At 65.5% G+C, this 19800-nt stretch carries 20 protein-coding genes; 9 read left to right on the forward strand and 11 right to left on the reverse strand.

Annotated features, from left to right (window positions below; genetic code table 11):
• The first annotated feature begins 54 nt into the window (after positions 1-54).
• The 6 genes from N7573_RS15690 to N7573_RS15715 all read left to right on the forward strand — a co-directional run bounded on the left by N7573_RS15690 (position 55) and on the right by N7573_RS15715 (position 7882).
• On the forward strand, positions 55-282 hold the full coding sequence (locus tag N7573_RS15690) for a hypothetical protein (RefSeq protein ID WP_032128321.1): 228 nt from the start codon (positions 55-57) through the stop codon (positions 280-282).
• The gene (locus N7573_RS15695; protein WP_049400332.1) at positions 279-1049 is read left to right on the forward strand and encodes an SDR family NAD(P)-dependent oxidoreductase; all 771 of its coding nucleotides are present in this window, start codon (positions 279-281) and stop codon (positions 1047-1049) included. Before N7573_RS15690 ends, N7573_RS15695 begins: the two co-directional genes overlap by 4 nt.
• Positions 1050-1140: 91 nt before the next feature.
• Positions 1141-2367, forward strand: coding sequence for an efflux RND transporter periplasmic adaptor subunit (locus N7573_RS15700; RefSeq protein WP_279913778.1), 1227 nt, complete (start codon positions 1141-1143; stop codon positions 2365-2367).
• Positions 2368-2494: 127 nt separating this feature from the next.
• Entirely contained in the window at positions 2495-5665 is a 3171-nt protein-coding gene (locus N7573_RS15705; protein WP_032128264.1) for a multidrug efflux RND transporter permease subunit, read from the forward strand.
• Between the two features lie 64 nt (positions 5666-5729).
• Entirely contained in the window at positions 5730-6467 is a 738-nt protein-coding gene (locus N7573_RS15710; protein WP_279943216.1) for an SDR family oxidoreductase, read from the forward strand.
• Complete coding sequence (locus tag N7573_RS15715) at positions 6461-7882, forward strand: efflux transporter outer membrane subunit (protein ID WP_032128266.1); 1422 nt, start codon at positions 6461-6463, stop codon at positions 7880-7882. Before N7573_RS15710 ends, N7573_RS15715 begins: the two co-directional genes overlap by 7 nt.
• A 41-nt stretch (positions 7883-7923) precedes the next feature.
• On the opposite strand, the gene N7573_RS15720 is transcribed toward N7573_RS15715, so the two are convergent.
• Positions 7924-8301, reverse strand: coding sequence for a VOC family protein (locus tag N7573_RS15720; RefSeq protein WP_154263208.1), 378 nt, complete (start codon positions 8299-8301; stop codon positions 7924-7926).
• Between the two features lie 141 nt (positions 8302-8442).
• On the opposite strand from N7573_RS15720, the gene N7573_RS15725 reads away from it, so the two are divergent.
• Entirely contained in the window at positions 8443-8703 is a 261-nt protein-coding gene (locus tag N7573_RS15725) for a hypothetical protein (protein WP_180844920.1), read from the forward strand.
• Between the two features lie 19 nt (positions 8704-8722).
• Here N7573_RS15725 and N7573_RS15730 read toward each other — a convergent pair whose 3' ends face one another.
• The 7 genes from N7573_RS15730 to N7573_RS15760 form a co-directional block, all read right to left on the reverse strand.
• Complete coding sequence (locus N7573_RS15730; RefSeq protein WP_032128269.1) at positions 8723-9577, reverse strand: endonuclease/exonuclease/phosphatase family protein; 855 nt, start codon at positions 9575-9577, stop codon at positions 8723-8725.
• Positions 9578-9715: 138 nt separating this feature from the next.
• On the reverse strand, positions 9716-9961 hold the full coding sequence (locus N7573_RS15735; protein ID WP_279912568.1) for a hypothetical protein: 246 nt from the start codon (positions 9959-9961) through the stop codon (positions 9716-9718).
• A 24-nt stretch (positions 9962-9985) separates the two neighbouring features.
• Entirely contained in the window at positions 9986-10225 is a 240-nt protein-coding gene (locus N7573_RS15740; RefSeq protein ID WP_317217777.1) for a hypothetical protein, read from the reverse strand.
• A gap of 135 nt (positions 10226-10360) precedes the next feature.
• Positions 10361-10594, reverse strand: coding sequence for a hypothetical protein (locus tag N7573_RS15745; protein ID WP_032128272.1), 234 nt, complete (start codon positions 10592-10594; stop codon positions 10361-10363).
• 87 nt (positions 10595-10681) lie between these two features.
• The gene (locus tag N7573_RS15750) at positions 10682-11386 is read right to left on the reverse strand and encodes a PA1136 family autoinducer-binding transcriptional regulator (RefSeq protein ID WP_032128273.1); all 705 of its coding nucleotides are present in this window, start codon (positions 11384-11386) and stop codon (positions 10682-10684) included.
• A 5-nt stretch (positions 11387-11391) separates the two neighbouring features.
• Positions 11392-12264, reverse strand: a complete 873-nt coding sequence (gene hchA, locus N7573_RS15755) for a glyoxalase III HchA (RefSeq protein ID WP_032128274.1) — start codon at positions 12262-12264, stop codon at positions 11392-11394.
• Positions 12265-12348: 84 nt separating this feature from the next.
• Positions 12349-14370 carry an alpha/beta fold hydrolase gene (locus tag N7573_RS15760; protein WP_279912567.1) on the reverse strand — a complete coding sequence of 674 codons (2022 nt, stop codon included), beginning with the start codon at positions 14368-14370 and terminating at the stop codon, positions 12349-12351.
• 153 nt (positions 14371-14523) lie between these two features.
• On the opposite strand from N7573_RS15760, the gene N7573_RS15765 reads away from it, so the two are divergent.
• Positions 14524-14985 carry an isoprenylcysteine carboxylmethyltransferase family protein gene (locus tag N7573_RS15765; RefSeq protein ID WP_279912566.1) on the forward strand — a complete coding sequence of 154 codons (462 nt, stop codon included), beginning with the start codon at positions 14524-14526 and terminating at the stop codon, positions 14983-14985.
• A gap of 14 nt (positions 14986-14999) precedes the next feature.
• On the opposite strand, the gene N7573_RS15770 is transcribed toward N7573_RS15765, so the two are convergent.
• Complete coding sequence (locus N7573_RS15770) at positions 15000-15485, reverse strand: hypothetical protein (RefSeq protein ID WP_279912565.1); 486 nt, start codon at positions 15483-15485, stop codon at positions 15000-15002.
• 93 nt (positions 15486-15578) lie between these two features.
• Positions 15579-16049, reverse strand: coding sequence for a redox-sensitive transcriptional activator SoxR (soxR, locus tag N7573_RS15775; protein WP_032128280.1), 471 nt, complete (start codon positions 16047-16049; stop codon positions 15579-15581).
• 108 nt (positions 16050-16157) lie between these two features.
• Between soxR and N7573_RS15780 the strand changes: the two genes are divergently transcribed.
• Entirely contained in the window at positions 16158-17591 is a 1434-nt protein-coding gene (locus tag N7573_RS15780; protein WP_279912564.1) for an MFS transporter, read from the forward strand.
• A 48-nt stretch (positions 17592-17639) separates the two neighbouring features.
• Here N7573_RS15780 and N7573_RS15785 read toward each other — a convergent pair whose 3' ends face one another.
• Positions 17640-19145: a S8 family serine peptidase gene (locus tag N7573_RS15785; protein WP_223224726.1), complete on the reverse strand. Its 1506-nt coding sequence runs from the start codon at positions 19143-19145 to the stop codon at positions 17640-17642.
• Positions 19146-19800 lie beyond the last annotated feature (655 nt).

The raw sequence follows: 19800 nt of genomic DNA on the forward strand, positions 1-19800 counted from the left end.
AGTAAAGGTTTGAGGTCTATCGTGGCGCCATTCGTTATTTGGAGCCCGTCCGCCATGAGCCTGCGCAACATTCTTGCCCGTCTCCGGAACGCCGGCCAGAGCACCCTGGACCTGGCAATGACCGTTGAAGTCCGCCCGAGTTCCTTGGTACACAAGGACTTCCGTGAGTTTACCGCGCCGATGCGTCAGCAGCGTGGCGGTGCCATCCGCCTGGCCCCGCACAAGGGCGACCGGCTGCGTCGAATCGGGACTATCCCGGATTTGGGAGGAAATGTCCCGTGAATGGGATGCTGACGCCCGAAGTCCTGGTCCTCGGCGGCACCGGTGCCGTCGGCCAGGGCGTAGTTGGCGCACTGCTGGAAGCCGGCAGCCCGGTGCTGGTGGTCGGTCGCGACCCGGGCCGGCTGGCGGCGCTGCATGAGCAGTTCGCCGATGAGCCGGGCCTGGAGACGCTGCTGGGTTCGCTCAGCGATGACGGCTCGGCGCGCGCACTGGCCGAACGCATCGCGCATCGCCCGCGTCCGCTGGCGGCAGTGATCGCCGCAATGGGCGGCCCTTACCGTCGCGGCCGGGTGACTGACCGCAACGGCGATGAACTGCTGGGCGCGATGCAGGCCGATCTGATGCCGCACGTGCACGCAGTGCGTCATCTGCTGCCGCTGCTGCAGGACAACGTGCATGCGCGCCGCTACGTGATGATCGGCAGCCCGGCCAATGCCAAGCCATGGGCGGGCTACGGCGAAACCTCGATCACCACTGCGGCGCTGCGTATGTACGCGCAGGTGGTGCACCAGGAAGCCCAGGCATTGGGCGTGCGCGCGCAGATGCTGGAAGTCTGCAGCCCGGTGTGTACGCCGGCCAACGCGGCCAATGCCTGCATCGAGTGGCCCAGCTCACTGCTGGTCGGCCGTCGCGTGGTCTCCCTGCTCGACGGCTGCCGCGACAACCGCGCCATCGTCCGCTGCGACAGCAGTGATGCCGAACTGCCGCGCGGCCTGCTGCACCTGGACGTTCCTCCCCTGTGGCGCGATACCGCAGGCGTCGCTTGACCTCGACCATGGTTGAGGTCGCAGGATACGCCGCCTGTTTTTGCAACACGTTCTCATCTAGCTGTACCACCCCTCCGTACGGATGCATGCCATGACTTCCCCCAATTCCACCCCACATCGTTTCGGCCATCGCATCGCGATGGTCGGCGTGTCGATCCTCGCCGCAGCCGTGCTGGCGGCCTGCAGCGGCGGCCACGCCGAAGAAGCCGGTGCACCGCCGCCGCCGCAGGTCAGTGCTGCACCGGTGCTGGTCAAGCAGGTCAGCCAGTGGGACGAGTTCAGCGGCCGCGTCGAAGCGGTACAGAGCGTTGAACTGCGCCCGCGCGTGTCCGGCTACATCGACAAGGTCAACTACGTCGAAGGCCAGGAAGTGAAGAAGGGCGAAGTGCTCTTCACCATCGACGCGCGCAGTTACCAGGCCGAGTACGATCGCGCCGCTGCCGAACTGGCCCGCGCCCGCACCCAGGCCACGCTGGCCCGCAGTGAATCCGAGCGTGCCAAGCGCTTGTCCGAGCAGCAGGCCATTTCCACCGAGACGGCCGAGCAGCGTCGCGCTGCGGCTGACCAGTCCGGTGCCGCCGTACAGGCGGCGCAGGCTGCGCTGGATGCGGCCCGCCTCAACCTGGAGTTCACCAAGGTGCGTGCGCCGATCGACGGCCGTGCCGGCCGCGCGATGGTCACCGCCGGCAACCTGGTCACCGCCGGCGACAGCGCCAGCGTGCTGACCACGCTGGTCTCGCTGGACACCGTGTTCGTCTACTTCGATGCCGATGAAAGCACTTTCCTTCGCTATGCACAGATGGCACGCAAGGGTGAACGCCCGAGCGAGCGTGACAGCGATCTGCCGGTGAAGGTCGGCCTGTCCGGCGAAGAGGGTTACCCGCATTCGGGCAAGGTCGACTTCCTCGACAACCAGGTGGCACGCAGCACCGGCACCATCCGCGTCCGCGCGCTGCTGGACAACGCCGACCGCCAGTTCACGCCGGGCCTGTTCGCCCGCGTGCAGTTGCTCGGCAGCGGCCAGTTCCAGGCCCTGCTGATCGACGAGAAGGCTGTTCTGACCGACCAGGATCGCAAGTACGTGTACGTGGTCGACAAGGATGGCAAGGCCCAGCGCCGTGACATCCAGCTCGGCCGCACCGCCGACGGCCTGCGTATTGTCGAGCATGGCCTGGTGGCCGGCGACAAGGTGATCATCGACGGCGTGCAGAAGGTCTTCATGCCGGGCATGCCGGTGCAGGCCAAGGCCGTGGCGATGCAGCCGCAGGCTGCGCCGCCGGCACCGGGCCGCGATGCCACCGCCGCGCTGAACCACTGATCCGCCGTCTCCTGATCCGCGTCCCCGCTTAGCTGCCGGCGCCAGCAGCAGCCTTCTCTGCCTTCGTCATCTCGGCGAGGGGCGGGGAGGCTGTTGCCCGCCGAACGCCTTTCCCAGGAATTCCTCCATGGACTTTTCCCGTTTCTTCATCGACAGGCCGATCTTCGCGGCGGTGCTGTCGATCGTGATCTTCGCCGCAGGCCTGATCACGATTCCAATCCTGCCGATCAGCGAGTACCCGGAAGTGGTGCCGCCGTCGGTGGTCGTGCGCACGGTGTATCCGGGCGCCAACCCCAAGGTCATTGCCGAGACCGTCGCCACGCCGCTTGAAGAGGCGATCAACGGCGTCGAAGGCATGATGTACCTGAAGTCGGTCGCCGGCTCGGACGGTGTGCTGCAGATGACCGTCACCTTCCGCCCGGGCACCGACCCGGACGCGGCGGCGGTGAAAGTGCAGAACCGCGTGGCGCAGGCGCAGGCGCGCCTGCCCGAGGACGTGCGCCGGCAGGGCGTGACCACGCAGAAGCAGTCACCGACCTTCCTGATGGTGGTGCACCTGACCTCGCCGAACGGCAAGTACGACACCCTGTACCTGCGCAACTACGCCCGTCTGCACGTCAAGGATGCGCTGGCGCGTATTCCGGGCGTGGGTGACGCGCAGATCTTCGGTGGTGGTGACTACGCCATGCGCGCCTGGCTGGACCCGGACAAGGTCGCCTCGCGCGGCCTGACCGCCAGTGACGTAGTGCGCGCCATGCGTGAGCAGAACGTGCAGGTCTCGGCCGGCCAGCTCGGCGCCGAACCGCTGCCGAACAGCCAGTTCCTGACCCTGATCAATGCCCAGGGCCGCCTGAAGACTGAAAAGGAATTCGGCGACATCGTGCTCAAGAGCGGTGTTGATGGCGAGATCGTGCGCCTGGCCGATGTGGCCCGCCTGGAACTGGGTGCCGGTGACTACACCCTGCGTTCGCAGCTGGACGGCAAGAACGCGGTGGGTATCGGTATCTTCCAGTCGCCGGGTGCCAATGCACTGGAGATCCGCGACCAGGTCATCTCGACGATGGACGAGATGCAGAAGACCATGCCGGCCGACGTGAAGTACGAAGCCGTGTATGACACCACCATCTTCGTGCGCGACTCGATCAAGGCCGTGGTCTCCACGCTGCTGGAAGCGATCGCGCTGGTGGTGCTGGTGGTGATCCTGTTCCTGCAGACCTGGCGTGCGTCGATCATTCCGCTGATCGCGGTGCCGGTGTCGGTGGTCGGTACTTTCGCCGCGCTGTACCTGCTGGGCTTCTCGATCAATACGCTGAGCCTGTTCGGCCTGGTGCTGGCGATCGGCATCGTGGTGGATGACGCGATCGTGGTGGTGGAGAACGTCGAGCGCAACATCGAAGAAGGCCTGTCGCCCACCGCCGCGGCCCACCAGGCCATGCGTGAGGTGTCCGGCCCGATCATCGCGATCGCGCTGGTGCTGTGTGCCGTGTTCGTGCCGATGGCCTTCCTGTCGGGTGTCACTGGCCAGTTCTACAAGCAGTTCGCGGTCACCATCGCCATCTCCACGGTGATCTCGGCGATCAACTCGCTGACCCTGTCGCCGGCCCTGGCCGCGCGTCTGCTGAAGGCCCATGGAGCGCCGAAGGACGGCCCGAGCCGCTTGATCGACCGCCTGTTCGGCTGGGTGTTCCGTCCGTTCAACCGCTTCTTCAAGTCCAGTTCGGAGAAGTACGAGCGTGGCGTGGCCCGCATCCTCGGCCGTCGTGGTGCGGTGTTCGTGGTCTACGCGATCCTGCTGGTCGGTACCGGTGTGATCTTCAAGCTGGTGCCGCCGGGCTTCATCCCGACCCAGGACAAGCTGTACCTGATTGCCGGTGTGAAGCTGCCGGAAGGTTCGTCGATCGCGCGTACCGATGAAATGCTGCGCAAGGTCGCCAAGATCGCCCAGGAAACCGATGGCGTGGCCCACACCATCTCGTTCCCGGGTTTGAACGCGCTGCAGTTCACCAACACGCCGAACACCGGTGTGGCGTTCATTCCGCTCAAGCCGTTCGCCGAGCGTCATGGCCGTACCGCCGCGCAGATCAACGCCGAGATCAACCAGAAGATCGCCGGCCTGCAGGAAGGCTTCGCCTTCTCGATGATGCCGCCGCCGATCCTCGGCCTGGGCAACGGCAACGGCTACCAGATGTTCATCGAGGACCGCGGCAACCTGGGTTACGGCGCGCTGCAGAATGCTGTACAGGCAATGCAGGGCACCGTTGCGCAGACGCCGGGCATGGCCTTCCCGATTTCCAGCTACCAGGCCAATGTGCCGCAGCTGGATGCCGAGGTCGACCGCGTCAAGGCCAAGGCACAGGGCGTGCAGCTCACCGAACTGTTCGACACGCTGCAGACCTACCTCGGCTCGGCCTACGTCAACGACTTCAACCAGTTCGGCCGTACCTGGCAGGTCATCGCGCAGGCGGACGGTCCGTACCGCGAAACGGTCGAGGACATCGGCAAGCTGCGTACCCGCAATGACCGCGGCGAGATGGTGCCGATCGGTTCGATGGTCACCATCAAGCAGACCTTCGGCCCGGACCCGGTGCTGCGCTTCAATGGCTATCCGGCAGCGGATCTGGCCGGTGAAGCCGACCCGCGCCTGCTGTCTTCGGCCGAGGCGATGAACAAGCTGACCGAGATCGCCGGCAAGGTGCTGCCGGTGGGCATGACCACCGAATGGACCGACCTGAGCTACCAGCAGGCAACCCAGGGCAAGGCCGCCTTCATCGTGTTCCCGGTGGCGATCATGCTGGCCTTCCTGGTGCTGGCCGCACTGTACGAGAGCTGGTCGCTGCCGCTGGCGGTGATCCTGATCGTGCCGATGACCCTGCTGTCCGCGCTGTTCGGCGTGTGGCTGACCGGTGGTGACAACAACGTGTTCGTGCAGGTCGGCCTGGTGGTGCTGATGGGCCTGGCGTGCAAGAACGCGATCCTGATCGTCGAATTTGCCAGAGAGCTGGAGATGGGCGGCAAGGGTATCGTTGAAGCTGCGCTGGAAGCCTGCCGCCTGCGCTTGCGCCCGATCGTGATGACCTCCATCGCGTTCATCGCCGGCACCGTACCGCTGGTGCTGTCGCACGGTGCAGGTGCCGAGGTGCGCTCGGTGACCGGTATCACCGTGTTCGCCGGCATGCTGGGCGTGACCCTGTTCGGCCTGTTCCTCACCCCGGTGTTCTACGTGGCCCTGCGCAAGTTCGTCACCCGCAACGGTGGTGGCCAGCTGGTGCAGCACGGCGAGCCGACCATCCACCACTGACATGGAACCCCGTCGCCGCCGGTCGCTGGCCGGCGGCGGCTTCCCCCTCACGAGGCAAGAATCCATGAACTCTCATCAGAACAAGATCGCGCTGGTCACCGGCGCCACCCGCGGCATCGGCGCCGAGACCGTGCGCCAGCTGGCCCAGGCCGGCGTGCATACGCTGCTGGCCGGCCGCAAGCGCGAGACCGCCGTAGAGCAGGCGCTGAAGCTGCAGGCCGAGGGCCTGCCGGTGGAAGCCATCCAGCTGGACGTGACCGATGCCGCCAGCATCGCCGAAGCGGTCGAGCAGGTACGCCAGCGCCATGGGCGCCTGGACATCCTGGTCAACAACGCCGGCATCATGATCGAGAACCCGGCACAGGCGCCGTCCGAACAGTCGCTGGATACCTGGAAGCGCACTTTCGACACCAACGTGTACGCACTGGTTGCGGTGACCCAGGCCTTCCTGCCACTGGTCAGGCAGGCCAAGTCCGGGCGGATCGTCAACGTTTCGAGCGTGCTCGGCTCGCAGACCCTGCACGCTGATCCGACCTCGGGCATCTACGATTTCAAGATCCCCGCGTACAACGCCTCCAAGGCAGCGGTGAACAGCTGGACGCTGGCGCTGGCGCATGAACTGCGCAGCACCCAGATCAAGGTCAATACCGTGCATCCGGGTTACGTGAAAACCGATATGAACGGCGGCCACGGCGAGATCGAGATCAGCGAAGGCGCGCGCTCCAGCGTGCAGATGGCACTGATCGGCCATGAAGGTCCGAACGGCAGCTTCACCTACCTGGGTGAGGTGCTGCCATGGTGATCCGCACGTTGGCGATGGCTGTCTCCAGCCTGGTGCTGGCAGGCTGTGTCAGCGTCGGCCCGAACTACAAGGCCCCGGTGCAGGAACCGGTGGTGCTGCAGGGGGCGCAGCAGCCGGTGTTCAGCACCACCTCGCCGGTGGCGAGCTGGTGGGCGCAGTTCGATGATCCGGTGCTGGAAGAACTGGTTCACGGCGCACTTTCGGACAACCTGGACCTGCGCGTGGCCGTGGCCCGCGTCAGCCAGGCCCGCGCGGTGTTCGTCGAAAGCCGCTTCGACCAGGCGCCGCATGTCACCGCAGGCGGCAGTTACGATCGCCGCAAGCAACCCGATCCGCAGCTGGGTGGGCAGCGGGTGTTCAGTGAAAGCTACCAGCTCGGCTTCGATGCGGGCTGGGAGCTGGATCTGTTCGGCCGCAAGCGCCGTGCTGCAGAAGCCGCCCGTGCCGACCTCGATGCCGAGCAGGCCAACCTGGCCGACGCACAGGTACTGATCGCCGCCGAAGTGGCGCGCAACTACTTCGAGCTGCGCGGCACACAGAAGCGCATCGCCGTGGCCCAGCACACCCTGGTCAATCTGCGCGAGACGCAGAAGCTGACCGAGGCACGCTGGGAGCTGGGCGCCGGCAGCGAGCTGGACGTGCAGAGCAGTCGTGCGCGGCTGAAGGCGATCGAGGCCGACATTCCGCTGCTGGAAGTGGCCGAAACGCAGTCGCGCAACCGCCTGGCGGTTCTGCTGGGCCAGCGTCCGGAAACGCTGACCGCCATGCTTGCGCCGCACGAAGTGCCGGCATTCGCCAAGGCGCTGCCGCTGGGCGATACCCGCGAGCTGCTGCGCCAACGCGCCGACGTGCGCGTGGCCGAGCGTCGTCTTGCTGCCGCTACCGCGCGGGTGGGCGTGGCCACGGCGGATCTGTTCCCGCGGCTGTCGCTGTCCGGTTTCGTCGGCTTCCTCGGTGGCGATGCCAGTGGCCTGGTCAATGGCAACAACAAGGCCTGGTCGCTGACGCCGTCGCTGAGCTGGGCGGCCTTCGATTTTGGCACCGTGCGTGCACGCCTGCGTGCCAGCAAGGCCGAGGCCGAAGGCGTGGCAGCACAGTATGAGCAGACGGTGCTGCTGGCACTGGAAGACACCGAGAACGCGCTGACCCGCTATTCCAAGCAGCAGGCGCGGCTGGCGATCGTGGTCGAGCAGGCGCAGGCGGCACGCCGTGCCGAGTCGCTGGCGCAGATCCGCTATCGCGAGGGCTCGGAGGACTTCCTGACCCTGCTGGATGCGCAGCGTACGCAGCTGGCAGCCGATGATGCGTTGGCCGCGGCCGAGTCCGAGGTCAACGTCAGCGTGGTGGGGGTGTACAAGGCGCTGGGTGGTTGGGGTCAATCACCGCAGCCGGCGAGTGTGGCGCAGGTGCAGTAACCGCAGGGGACGGAAGCAGTGGCTTCCGTCCCTTTCTTCTTTCAGGGCCAGCGATTGGCCGGTACCTCGCGCTCGCGCATGCGCACGATGCAGAAGCGATGGCCGGTCGGTGCTTCCATCACCCACCAGCGTTTGACGAAGCCTATCCGCCGCGCGCCGAGCTTCTCCAGGCGGTCGGCCTCGGCGTCGATGTCGTCACTCTCGATGTCCAGGTGCACCCGTGAAGGGTGATTGACGCGTTGCACCTCCACGTTCAGGCCTGCGGGCGCGCCCTGCAGGTCGGCGTACTCGGCGCCGTCTTCGGCATAGGCGGGCTGCGCCTGCAGGCCGAGCGCGGCAGACCAGAAGCGGGCACCTTCGTCGGCGGGAATGCCCTCGCAATCGATGATGAAACCGGCCAGGCGGCTCTGGTGTGCCATGCCTTTCTCCACAGTTCGGGAACGGGGGCAGGGTAGCGCGGTGTGTGCTGTGGACGTTGTCACAGTCGTGACGTTTCTGACTCTGCCGGAAGCCGTGTCCGCCGTGTAACTAGTGGGGGCAGATTCCAGGGAGTAAAGACGATGAGCGATGACAGGCGGGATACCCAGCGCATGCTGTTTGGCGACCCGGGGCCACCCGGCGCGGGCCTTTCGGTGGCGGTCGTTGTGCTGCTGGTGCTGGCGACGATGGCCGCTGCGATCGGTTTCCTGCGACTGCCTGATCCGATGCTGGGGCTGGGCCTGATCGGCGTTGCCGTGTTCCTTGCTGTCGGCGCCCGCATCTGCCAGGCGCGCAACCAGCACCTGGCGTTGTACCGGCTGTTGTCGCGGCAGCCGCGGTAGCCACGGCGGCCGCAGAGATTCAGTGCTTCGGCCAGTCCAGCTCGACCACCAGCGGGAAGTGATCCGACGGCAGCACGCCGTCGATGCGGCGGTCATCGGTGAGGAAACTGCGGGCATGGAAGCCGCGCACCAGCACCCAGTCCAGCTGCACGGTGGCCTTGCCGGTGAAGTCGTGGAAGGTCAGGCGTGGTCCCTGCGGTGCATTCACCTGCGTGCGTGTGTCCTGCAGCAGGCGGGTGAATGCCTTGTAGGTGTCACCGCCGGGCTCGCTGTTGAAGTCACCGGTCAGGACCACCGGCAGGTCGGCAGGCAGGGCTTGCAGGCGCTTGCCGATCAGCTCGGCACCCTTCACCCTGCGCGGTTCGTCCTCGTCGCGGTAGGGCAGGTGGGTATTCATGAAGTAGAAACGGCGGCCATCGTCCAGGCGCCGGAACAGGGCCCAGGTGACCATGCGCGGGTACAGGTTGCCCCAGGTGATGCTGCCGGGTACTTCTGGCGTATCGGATAACCAGAAGTTGCCGGATTCCTCGATGGCCAGCACCTTGCTGTCGTAGAACACGCCCATGTGTTCATCGCCGCTGCCACCGCGGCGGCCTTCACCGAACCAGCGGTAGCCGGGCAGATGCCCGGACAGGAAGTCGGCCTGTTCCTTCACCAGCTCCTGCGTGCCGATCACGGCCGGGTGTGCATCGAGGATGACCTTGACCATGGCATCGCGACGGTCCGGCCAGCGCTTGCCCGGTTCGGTATCGGCCGGGGTACGGACATTGAACGACATCACTTTCAGTGGCACCGGCGCAGCAGCCCAGGCGACGGCAGGCAGAGCAAGCGCCAGCAGCGCACACAGCGCAGGGCGACGGAAACGCGACAACATCGTGGAATCCCTCCATTCCATGAAAACGGTTTCATGAAGCATGCCATGGACGGTGGGGTCGGCGATATGCCGGGATGGGCGGATGGAAGATGCCGGGCGGGCGGTGAAGGTCCCGCCCGGCGGATCGCGCGGGCGCGATCAGGGGTCGTAGATCATCCCGTTCTCGTCACGGTTGTAATGACTGGTGACTTCGCGGGTGCCGTCGTCGTAGACCACGTACGACGTGCAGCGCTGGTGGAACACGTTGCCAGCGATGCGGAAGGGCACACACTCTTCCTGGACCTCGATGACCTCGGCAGCCGTTGTGATGGCGACGGGGGCCAGCATCAGCACGGCCAGCACGGTGGCAAGCGAACACACCGATACGCCTTTATGCAGTCTCATTCCCACACTCCTTGTCGATGAGGATTACATCAGATACGGGTTGCCGTATTCGTCGATCCAGTACTCGGTGAGGAAAATCTCGCCGTCCGCATCGGGCATGGTCACGATGCAATGCTGGTGGATGCGGTAGCGCTCCACTTCAAATGGTTCGCAGCGCGTCACGCTGCCGGGTGGGCTGGTAACCCCGGCATTGGCGTTGCCGCTCGACATCATTCCAGCGAAGGCCACGGCCAGTGCGGCCATCGAGGCCAGGTGCAGTTTCATGGGCATCATCCTTGTGTCTGCAATCGCGCATCTGCGCGGTGTCGTGCAACTACCCCCGGGTAGAGCATGCACCCGAGCGGCAGCTGCTGCATGTGCGCCGGCCCGGCGGGCGGCCCGGCGCAGTCCCCTGCCGGCTCAGTCGCGCAGGTAAGGGTTGCCGTACTCGTCGATCCAGTACTCGGCTTCGTACACGTTGCCGAACTCATCGGTGTAGGTTTCCGTGCAGTGCTGGTGGACCCGGTTGTGGTCCACTTTCACCGGCACGCACGAAACATTTTCTTTCGGTCCCCCGGCATTGGCGTCCGCCACCGGAGCCAGGGTTGCCGTTGCCATCACCAACGCGGCCATCGCGGCCAGTTGCAGTTTCATAAGCATCGTCCTTGCTTTCTGCAATCGCGCACATGCGCATGGCGTGTGTAACACGCGAACCAGAGCGCCGGAAGTGTCTTGCCCGGATCAGTCCTCGATCTCGCCGCGCCGACTGGCAGCACGCACCGCCTGCGCGGTGGTTGCCACGCCCAGGCGCTGGCGCGCGCGTCGCAGATGATTCTCCACCGTACGGGCGGAAAGCCCCAGCGTGGCCGCGATTTCCGCCTGGCGACGGCCGGCGGCGACCCAGCGCAGCACCTCGCGTTCGCGCGTGCTCAACGCACTTCCGGAAAGCTCGGTGGGCGTCTCGGAAAGCCGGCGTGCGGCACGGAATGCTGCAGCTGCAGCAGCATCCAGCAGCAGTCGCGCGCTGGCCGATGCATCGATCGCTGTCCCGGCAAAACTGATCGCGCCTTCCAGCCCTGTGGTGCCGAACACCGGCACCTGCAGACCGTGCAGGCCTTCACCACGTGGCTGCTTTACCACCTGATAGCGTTCGCCGCGAACGCCCTGGCGCTTGCTCCAGAAGAACGGCGCGTCACTGTCCAGAACGTGGCGATTGACCGGACAGGCGTGCAGGTAGCGCGCGAGGTCGGTAGTGCTGCCGTCGCCGAACCAGTCGCCCTCGATCCAGTACACGCGCTGGGTACCGCGTTCCAACCCCGTGCCGGTGGCGAACACCAGCACGCGGTCGTAGCCCAGCGGTGCACAGATGCCGCGCAGTACCGCGCCCACCGTACTCAGTGAGCGGGCGCGTTCCAGTTCCAGCAACGCCTGCACCAGATCGCTCACGCCAGTCAGCGCCCGGCCAATGCGTCGAGCAGCGTGCGCGCGGCCAGCTTGCCCAGCGCATTGCCGGCCAGCGGGCTGTCGCCGGTCAGCAGCAGGCGGTCCTGCAGCACGCTGCCATCGATGCCGTCGTTGACGATCTGCACGCCCTGCTGCGCCAGGCGCTCACCGAAGAACCACGGCAGCTGCCCGGGCATGTAGCCGATCTCTGGCGTCTGCCGGTCCATCGCATCGGGGAAGGCACAGATGCGGTAGCCGCGGAACAGCGAGCCACCCTCGGCCTCGTCAACGCCTGCGGCCAGCAATGCGGCCGGGCCGTGGCAGAGGGTGATGATGTGACGTTGCTCGGCCATCGCCCAGTGCAGGGCCGCCTTTACCGCGCGACTCTGCGGCAGCCCGATGAGGGCGCCGTGGCCACCGGGAATGAACACGGCTGCATAGTCCGACGCGGCATCGAGGCCTGCCACCACTTCTTCCAACGGCAGTGGCTGGCGGAAGCGGGCTTCGTAGCGGTCGTACAGTCCGCCGATCTCCTTGTCCTCATGCGGGAACGCCCACCACTCGAACTTGGCGGCGTTGCCGGACAGCGTCGCCACATCGATGTCGAAGCCGGCCTTGTCCAGGTGGTACATCGGCAGCAGGGTTTCCACCGGATGGTTGCCGGTGGAGAACAGGTGGCCGTTGGCGGTGGGCAGATAGCGTTCGTCCGCAGCGATCATCAGCACCTTCCAGCGGCCATCGCGGCGCGCGTCGGGATAGTCGGCGCCGGACAGGTCGCTCTTCGCCGATGTGAACTGTGACAGCGAGTACGGCGACGGGAAGAAGGCGTCGCGCTCGGCCGGATCGGGGCTGGGGTGGCGGCTGGGCTCTTGCGTGTTCATGCGGACCTCCAGTGGGGTAGTGGAGCCAGCATAGAAGGGCGGATGCGTACAGGCGATGAGGGTTTTCCCCTCATTCGCCCCCTGCTATTTCACCACGGCGCCGTGCTGTTGCATGTCTTCATGCAGGATCCGCCGCAGTTCGACGATGGCCGGCGTGGCTTCCTGCACGCTGTGCCCGGACACGATCACCTTCTCCGAATCCGCGTGCGGAAGGTGCGAGCTCCAGTAGGGCACCAGCCCGTCGTCGGTCTTTTCCAGCGGACCATCTGCCTTGGCGCGCGCGATGATCGAGTGGTAACGCACCTTCGGTGCCATCGGCAGGTCGGCCACGGCGCGCACGAAGGGATCGTCCTTGTCCAGGTTCTGGATGCTGTTCATCTGGTAGCCGTGCTTGCCGTCGTTGCGATCGATCTTGCCGTCGTTGGCGATGGTGGCCACGTCCTCCAGGACGGTCAGTGGCAGCCGTACCAGGCGGCCGATCCAGCGGCCGAGGCGGGTGCTCGCCACATCGGTACCGCGGTGCGGCGTGGCAATGAATACCACGCGCGATACTTCCGGTTCCGGCAGGAAGGTCAGCACCGGCGCGCCCTTGGTGCGCAGCAGCTCCTGCTGCGCAGGCGTCATCTGTGCGGTCGCCAGCAGGGTCTCTACCAGGTGGTCGCCGGAAGAAGACACCATCAGCCGTGAGATCACCCCACCCATGCTGTGCCCGACCAGCACCATGTCATGAGAGGCCTGCGCCTTGCCGCTGGGGTCGAAGTGCTTGAACACCTCATCCAGCGTGTGGCGCATCGCATCGTGGCTCATCGCGATGGGCATGTTGGTCGGGTAGTAGAACTGCCAGACCTGGAAGTCCTGGCGGATCTCGTCGTCGCGCATCAGCTCGTTGGCGACGTTGACCCAGGCTTCCGGGCTGCTGGCCAGGCCATGGATCATCAGCAGCACGCGGCGGTTCGGGTCGTAGGGCTGCATCATGTACAGATGCGGCGTGTCGATGCCGCCCTTGCCACCGAACAGCGAACGCAGCGATTGGTGGCTGAAATTGGAGCGCGCCAGCCACAGTGCGTAGCCTGCGGTGAAGTTCGCGGCCAATGGCACCTGCTGCCCATGCAGGGTGACTTCCGTGACCTGGTAGGGATCGTGGATCTCCAGTTCCGGCTCGTCGTCGTGCAGTACTTCCCACAGGTTCTTTCCGGAGAAGCGCAGCAGCACCGTCATCGATGGCGACGGCATCTCGCTCCAGCTCTGCGTGACGGGCGTGGTGGCCTGCGCGGTGGCTGTGGTGGCCGGCGGCGTGGTGGCCGTAGTGGCGGCTGGATCATCCATCACGGCCACCAGTTCGGCACCGAAGCCATCGCGGCGATGCACGCTGCGCAGCGTGCCGGTGAACGACAGCGAGGCTGCCGGTACCAGTTCGGTGGGCGTACGCGTATCCAGCGGTGATGCTTGGCCCGACGGCGCCAGCACGAACGTCCAGCGGCCCAGCTGGAAGTGGCTGGCTTCACCATGCACGCGCCCGGTGGCATAGGCGTTGTACAACTGTACCGAGGCTTCCTGCACGGCCAGGTTGTAGTAGTCGCGCACCTGGGTCTGGCGGTCTTCGAAACCGCGCTGGTTGGCCGTGCGCTCGGTGAAGAACAGGTAGGCGTAGGCCTGCCGCGCGACCTGCATCCACGCGTCCAGGCGCGGCTGGAAGTCCGCATCCAGTTCGGTGATCGCGCTCTTGGCACGGCCTGACGTGGAGTACTCGCGCTTGGGCGCGGGCAAGGTCATCGCATACTGCAGCCACAGTTCGGCCAGGCTTGAGCGCTTGTCCTCCTCGCGCACCACGATGCTGCCTTCCATGGCCTCGATGCAGGGCAGGCCTGGCTTGGCGCAGACGCCTTCGTCGAGGCCGGCGACGCGCAGCGTCTCCATGGTGGCCGAACTGAGCTTGCCGGTGGTCAGGATGTCGCCGCGTTTCAGGGCGATGTACTGGCCGGGGGTGACCGAGGCCACCTGCACCGACGGCCCGAACTGGCGCAACGTCGCACAGCCGCCCAGGGTGAGCAGCACGGTGATGATGAGGGTCGTGCGGCTGATGAAGCCCAAGCCCGTGGTTGCCATACGATCCTCCTGCGCGGTGGCGCCACTCTAGCGGTCGGCATGTCAAAGCGGAAGATACCGGGCGGTCGGTTTGGAGCGCGGAAATGCCGCCAACCGGGCGATTCAGGCATTCCCGTGTGACACTGGGGTGAACAGGATGAATGCGGGGCTGCGATGCGATGGCTTGAGACCCGTGTTCCTCCGCCTCTTGTGATGCTGTTGTGCGCCGCCATCGGCTATATGGGCAGCCGATGGCAGCCGGGCGCGGCGCTGCAGCTACCCGTGCCGGAGTTGCTTGCGGGTCTGGTGATGGCCTTCGGCGTGGTATTGAACCTGCTGCCGAAGCTGGCCTTCCGGCGCGTGGGCACCACGGTCAACCCACTGCGGCCAGCGACGTCGAGCGTGCTGGTCACGCACGGCGTGTACCGCTACACGCGCAACCCGATGTACCTGGGCCAGGCCACTGTCCTGGCAGGTGCCATGCTGTACCTGCAGAATCTGACCGCACTGCTGGCCGTGCCACTGTTCGTGCTGTACATCAACCGATGGCAGATCATGCCGGAAGAGCGGGCACTGTCGGCCCGCTTTCCGGAGGCATACGCAGCCTTCCGCCAGCGCGTATGGCGCTGGCTCTAGCGCGGGTCAGGCAGTCACGGTGTGATCTGGCATTTCACGGCAGCGGAATAACCTTCGTAATCGTCACAGGCAATCACGTGCAGGGTGTGGTGCTTGTCGATGCGCTTCACATAGGACGGTGCTTCGGTGTTGGCGTATTCGTTGACCGTGGTCACCGACCAGGTCTTGGCCAGGCGCTTCGGGTCGACACCGTTCAAGTAGACGAAGATGCTCTTCTCGCCCTCGGCGACATTCACGTCGGCATGGGTGACGGTACCGCCGAACAGGGCGATCGGCGTGGTTTCCGGCTCGAACGTGCCACCAGGCTTCCTGGCCAGGCCGGCTGCCTGCAGGGCATCGATGGCCTCGGCTTCGCTGAAGGTCGAGCCTGCCTTGCAGGCCAGCAGGGCTTCGAGTGTTGCGGTGCCGGGCGGCGCGATGGCGGGTGCAGCCGCGTGCGCAGCTGGGGTCGCGGCACAAGCAGCCAGGAGCAGGGCAGAGGTGATGATCACGATTCTCATCGCAGGTCCTTCTGTAGGTAGTGGGCAGCAACACGGACGGAGGATGCCGCCTCATTGTGCGATGTTCCAGTCATTGCCGCGTGCAGCAATGGATCATGACCCATTCCGGCTGCCGTCGTCCGATTCAAGCAAGACGGCGCCGTCGCCGCGTTGTGACAACTGGTCGCCAGGGTTTCGCAACGGACAGTCCTTCAGTGACAGGCAACCACAGCCGATGCAGCCGTCAAGCTGGTCGCGCAGCTGGACCAGGCTGCGGATGCGCTCGTTCAGCATGTCGCGCCAGTTGCTGGACAGCCTTGCCCAGTCCTTCGAACTGGGCGCCCGTTCGGCTGGAAGATCATCCAGCGCGATCTTGATCGTGGCCAAAGGAACGCCCGCCCGCTGTGCGACCTTGATCACGGCAATGCGCCGCAGCACGTCGCGGCGGTAGCGGCGCTGGTTGCCGTTGTTGCGCCAGCCATGGATCAGTCCCTTGGCTTCATAGAAGTGCACGGTGGCAATGCTGACCCCGCTGCGACGCGCGACTTCGCCCACGGAAAGCGGAACGCTGACATCGATCTTCATGGCCGGGGTTCCTTGACCTCATCAATACATGAGGTTTTATAAGGCAGTTCCCTTTTTCCTGCATGTGAACCGTGGGCTGCAGGTCATGAATCATAGGTTTGAACGAAAATGGAACAGCAAGGCATCGCCGTCCCCGGCACCCGCTGGGGCGATCTCCTGTCCGGCCGCAATGCAGTGCGCTCACTTGCCCTGGCGGGCGGGGTCACACTGCATGCGGTCAACGTCTACATCGCCACCACCATGTTGCCAACCGTGGTGGAGGACATCGGTGGCCTGGATCTCTACGCATGGAACACCACGCTCTTCGTGGTCGCGTCCATCCTGGGTTCGGCACTGTCGATCAAGCTGCTTGAACGTGCCGGGCCTCGTGGAAGCTATGCACTGGCGACGCTCATCTTCGCAGCCGGTGCCGTGATCTGCGCGCTCGCGACCTCGATGCCGATGATGCTGGTGGGGCGACTGGTGCAGGGTGTCGGCGGCGGCTTCCTGTTCGCACTGGCCTACGCCATGATCCGGCTCGCGTTCGAAGAGCCGCTCTGGCCCCGCGCGATGGCCCTGGTTTCGGGGATGTGGGGCGTGGCGACGTTGATCGGACCTGCGGTGGGCGGCGTCTTCGCCGAATGGGGCGTATGGCGGGCCGCATTCTGGTCGGTCACCGCGGTTGCCGTGTTGTTCGCGCTGCTGGCGTCGAACGTCCTTCCGCAGAGGGAGGCATCGTCTTCAGCTGCGGCCAGGTCTTCGGTCCCGTGGCTGCAGATCCTGCTGCTGACCCTGGCCGTCATCAGCGTCTCCCTTGGCAGTACATCCTCGAGCGCAGTCAACAATTTCATCGGCATCGTGATGGCCGTGTTCCTCGCAGTGGTGCTGATGAGGATCGAGTCCCGAGCGAAGCAGACGCTGCTTCCTTCCGGCGCTCTCCGGCTCCGCTCGCCGCTGGCCGCGTTGTATGGGCTGATGTCGCTGCTGGTGGTGATGATCACCAGCGGCGAGGTCTTCGTGCCACTGTTCCTGCAGGTGCTGCATCAACAATCACCGCTTGCTGCGGGCTATCTCGCGGCGTTGATGGCGGCCGGTTGGACGCTCGGGTCGTTGGTCGGCTCCGGCTTCAGCGGGCGCGGCGTTGACCGGGCGTTGATGATCGGCCCGGCGCTGGGATGGCTGGGCATGATCGGGCTGGTGCTGTGGGTGCCGGCTGCCGGCAGCGGTACGTGGTTGCAGATGGTGCCGATCTGCGTGGCGCTGGCCGTCATCGGGATCGGCGTGGGCCTGGCCTGGCCTCACCTGCTGACACGCGTGTTGACCTCTGCACCGCCGGAGGAGCAGGAGCGCGCCGGTGCGTCGATCACCACCGTCCAGCTGTTCGCCACCGCGGCCGGGGCTGCGCTTGCCGGGATGGTTGCCAATGCAGCGGGACTGATCGAGCCGGGCGGGGCCGAGGGAACCGCGCGTGCGGCCCGGTGGCTGTTTGCCACCTTCGCGCTGGCGCCGATGCTGGGCATGCTGCTGGTGAAGCGATGCCGCTTGCCGGCGGACATGAACTGAGCAACGGAAGAGGGCGCAGCGACCTTGCCGGGCCACTGCGCCATGCCATCAGTTGCTGGCTGCCTTCACGGCTTCGGCCGCGTCAATGATGCCTGGCCCGCAGCCACCCGGGCAGTTCGCTGCGGCGATCGGGTGCGCAGTGCGACGCAGGATGTCCTTGACCTGGTCGGTGGTCTTGGGCACCGGCGCCACCGCTTGCATCAGCGCGACGATGCCAGCGACGTGAGGCGCCGCCATCGAGGTGCCGGACATGAAGTCGAAGGCGTTGTTACCCACCGTGGACAGGATGCCCTGCGCCGGATGCTGACGGGTCGGGGCGCAGTTGGCCTGGCTAGGTGGCGTGGCCAGCGGCAGGAACTCGCCGACGGACGCGCGGCAGGACCAGGTTTCACCACCGGGTGCGGTGATGTGGATGCCTGCGCCATAGTTGGAGTAGAACGCGCGTCGCCCGCCCTGATCGTTGGCAGCCACCGCGATCACGCCCTTGCAGTTCGCCGGGGCGAACTCGGACACATCCAGATTGCTGTTGCCGGCGGCGACCACCACGATGGTGCCCTGCGCGGTGATGTCGTCGATTGCATCCTGCTCGGCTGGCGAGCAGGCACGGCGGCCGCCCAGGCTGAGATTGATGACTTCGGCCGGGTTCGCATTGGCCGGGACGTTGGGCACGTTGATGCCGGCACTCCAGAGCATGCCATCGATGATGTCGGCGGAACCGCCATTGCCCTGGTTGCCGAGTACGCGCACCGGCACGACCTTCGCGTTGTAGGCCACGCCGGCCACGCCGATCTGGTTGTTGGTCACAGCAGCGACCGTTCCAGCGACGTGGGTGCCGTGTGCGATGCCCGAGGCATCGAAGGCATCGGCGTCGCGTCCATCGCCATCGTCGGAGCCGCCACAGCCGGGATTCATTCCGCCGATGATGCATTGCCAATCACTGAACGGACGGGTCGACGAGATCATGTCGTAGCCCGGCAGCAGGTTGGCCTGCAGGTCGTTGTTGTTGAGGTAGCCCGAATCGACCACAGCCACCACCACGCCCTGGCCAGTGGAGCGATCCCACGCGCCGGGCAGGCGCGCACCACTGGTCGGATTGCTATAGTGCCACTGCTCGCCGTAGCGTGGGTCGTTCGGTGTGGCGAATGCGCTCATCATGTAGTTCGGCTGCACATACTCGACGTCCGGATCGTCGGCAATGCGCTGCATCAGGATCTGCGCTTCCGGGAGGTCCAGTGGCTTGTCCGTGGTGACCACGTCGGCCCCGCCGCCCATGCGGCGTTGATGGGTTACGGACGCGGCTGCTGGCGGTGCGTTGCCGATCGAACGCTTGCTGCGCTGCTGGACGCCGAGGCGCTTCTTCAGCGCATCCTGCGCGGTGGTGGCGGAGACGCGCTTGCTGCTGCCGTCCCGGTACTTGACGATGAAACTGCTGTACTGCTCGTTGCTGGCCATGCCTCGCGTCCATACCCGTTCGGTGGGTTGGGCGAAGGCGGGGGCGCTGGCCAGGACCAGGGTGATGGCGCTGGCAAGGGAAACCCGAAGCGACGTACGCATGGATACAGTTCCTTTGTGGAAGATGTGTCGAACAGGCCGTGCCCTTCGGGCTCGGCTTGGATGTGAAGGGTGCAGGTGTCCCGTGGTCTCCTTTTGATGGCGACCAAGGACGAACGGCTTCGCGGACACATCCCCCCCAAGGAGAGGGTGGGAAATTTCTGAAGTGGTTTAGTGATGTCGAAAGCGAGAGAAGATGGCGGTTGCCGACATTGCTTGACGGCATCGGACCGCGATTGCGCCGGGGCGTCGAACTTCGCAGCGGCGTAGAGCAGCCAATAAAAAAGCCCGGAAACCCACGCTGGTGGAATTTCCGAGCTTCTCCGGTCCTTGACGAACCGTTCGTTGGTGGAGGTGGGCGGAGAGGTCTCAAAAGACCTGTAACTCACTGATTCCACTCATAATATTGGGGTGGCGACCGTTAGCGCGACGATACCTTAAACGATACATGATCCTAATTTGGTTGGGTGGCGCAGCGCAAGCCTTACGCATCGGCGATACTGACAACCACGCCAAGACATCTGCAAGGACGCTATGTGAGCACTCAGACTCCTCTCCGGGTTCGAGAGCGGGATAGGGTCGACCTGAACCTAACCTCTTGAACCTTCAGCAGATCGCAAACCGGACATGTGTCCTGTGTTGCGTCCTGCCTACCACA

The sequence above is a fragment of the Stenotrophomonas sp. GD04054 genome, assembly GCF_029836955.1.
GTDB lineage: Bacteria > Pseudomonadota > Gammaproteobacteria > Xanthomonadales > Xanthomonadaceae > Stenotrophomonas > Stenotrophomonas maltophilia_A.

Coding starts and splice junctions, on each gene's coding strand:
- N7573_RS15690 (WP_032128321.1), top strand. CDS start 55: ATGAGCCTGCGCAACATTCTTGCCCGTCTCCGGAACGCCGGCCAGAGC.
- N7573_RS15700 (WP_279913778.1), top strand. CDS start 1,141: ATGACTTCCCCCAATTCCACCCCACATCGTTTCGGCCATCGCATCGCG.
- N7573_RS15705 (WP_032128264.1), top strand. CDS start 2,495: ATGGACTTTTCCCGTTTCTTCATCGACAGGCCGATCTTCGCGGCGGTG.
- N7573_RS15710 (WP_279943216.1), top strand. CDS start 5,730: ATGAACTCTCATCAGAACAAGATCGCGCTGGTCACCGGCGCCACCCGC.
- N7573_RS15715 (WP_032128266.1), top strand. CDS start 6,461: ATGGTGATCCGCACGTTGGCGATGGCTGTCTCCAGCCTGGTGCTGGCA.
- N7573_RS15720 (WP_154263208.1), bottom strand. CDS start 8,301: ATGGCACACCAGAGCCGCCTGGCCGGTTTCATCATCGATTGCGAGGGC.
- N7573_RS15725 (WP_180844920.1), top strand. CDS start 8,443: ATGAGCGATGACAGGCGGGATACCCAGCGCATGCTGTTTGGCGACCCG.
- N7573_RS15730 (WP_032128269.1), bottom strand. CDS start 9,577: ATGTTGTCGCGTTTCCGTCGCCCTGCGCTGTGTGCGCTGCTGGCGCTT.
- N7573_RS15735 (WP_279912568.1), bottom strand. CDS start 9,961: ATGAGACTGCATAAAGGCGTATCGGTGTGTTCGCTTGCCACCGTGCTG.
- N7573_RS15740 (WP_317217777.1), bottom strand. CDS start 10,225: ATGAAACTGCACCTGGCCTCGATGGCCGCACTGGCCGTGGCCTTCGCT.
- N7573_RS15745 (WP_032128272.1), bottom strand. CDS start 10,594: ATGAAACTGCAACTGGCCGCGATGGCCGCGTTGGTGATGGCAACGGCA.
- hchA (WP_032128274.1), bottom strand. CDS start 12,264: ATGAACACGCAAGAGCCCAGCCGCCACCCCAGCCCCGATCCGGCCGAG.
- N7573_RS15760 (WP_279912567.1), bottom strand. CDS start 14,370: ATGGCAACCACGGGCTTGGGCTTCATCAGCCGCACGACCCTCATCATC.
- N7573_RS15765 (WP_279912566.1), top strand. CDS start 14,524: ATGCGATGGCTTGAGACCCGTGTTCCTCCGCCTCTTGTGATGCTGTTG.
- N7573_RS15770 (WP_279912565.1), bottom strand. CDS start 15,485: ATGAGAATCGTGATCATCACCTCTGCCCTGCTCCTGGCTGCTTGTGCC.
- soxR (WP_032128280.1), bottom strand. CDS start 16,049: ATGAAGATCGATGTCAGCGTTCCGCTTTCCGTGGGCGAAGTCGCGCGT.
- N7573_RS15780 (WP_279912564.1), top strand. CDS start 16,158: ATGGAACAGCAAGGCATCGCCGTCCCCGGCACCCGCTGGGGCGATCTC.
- N7573_RS15785 (WP_223224726.1), bottom strand. CDS start 19,145: ATGCGTACGTCGCTTCGGGTTTCCCTTGCCAGCGCCATCACCCTGGTC.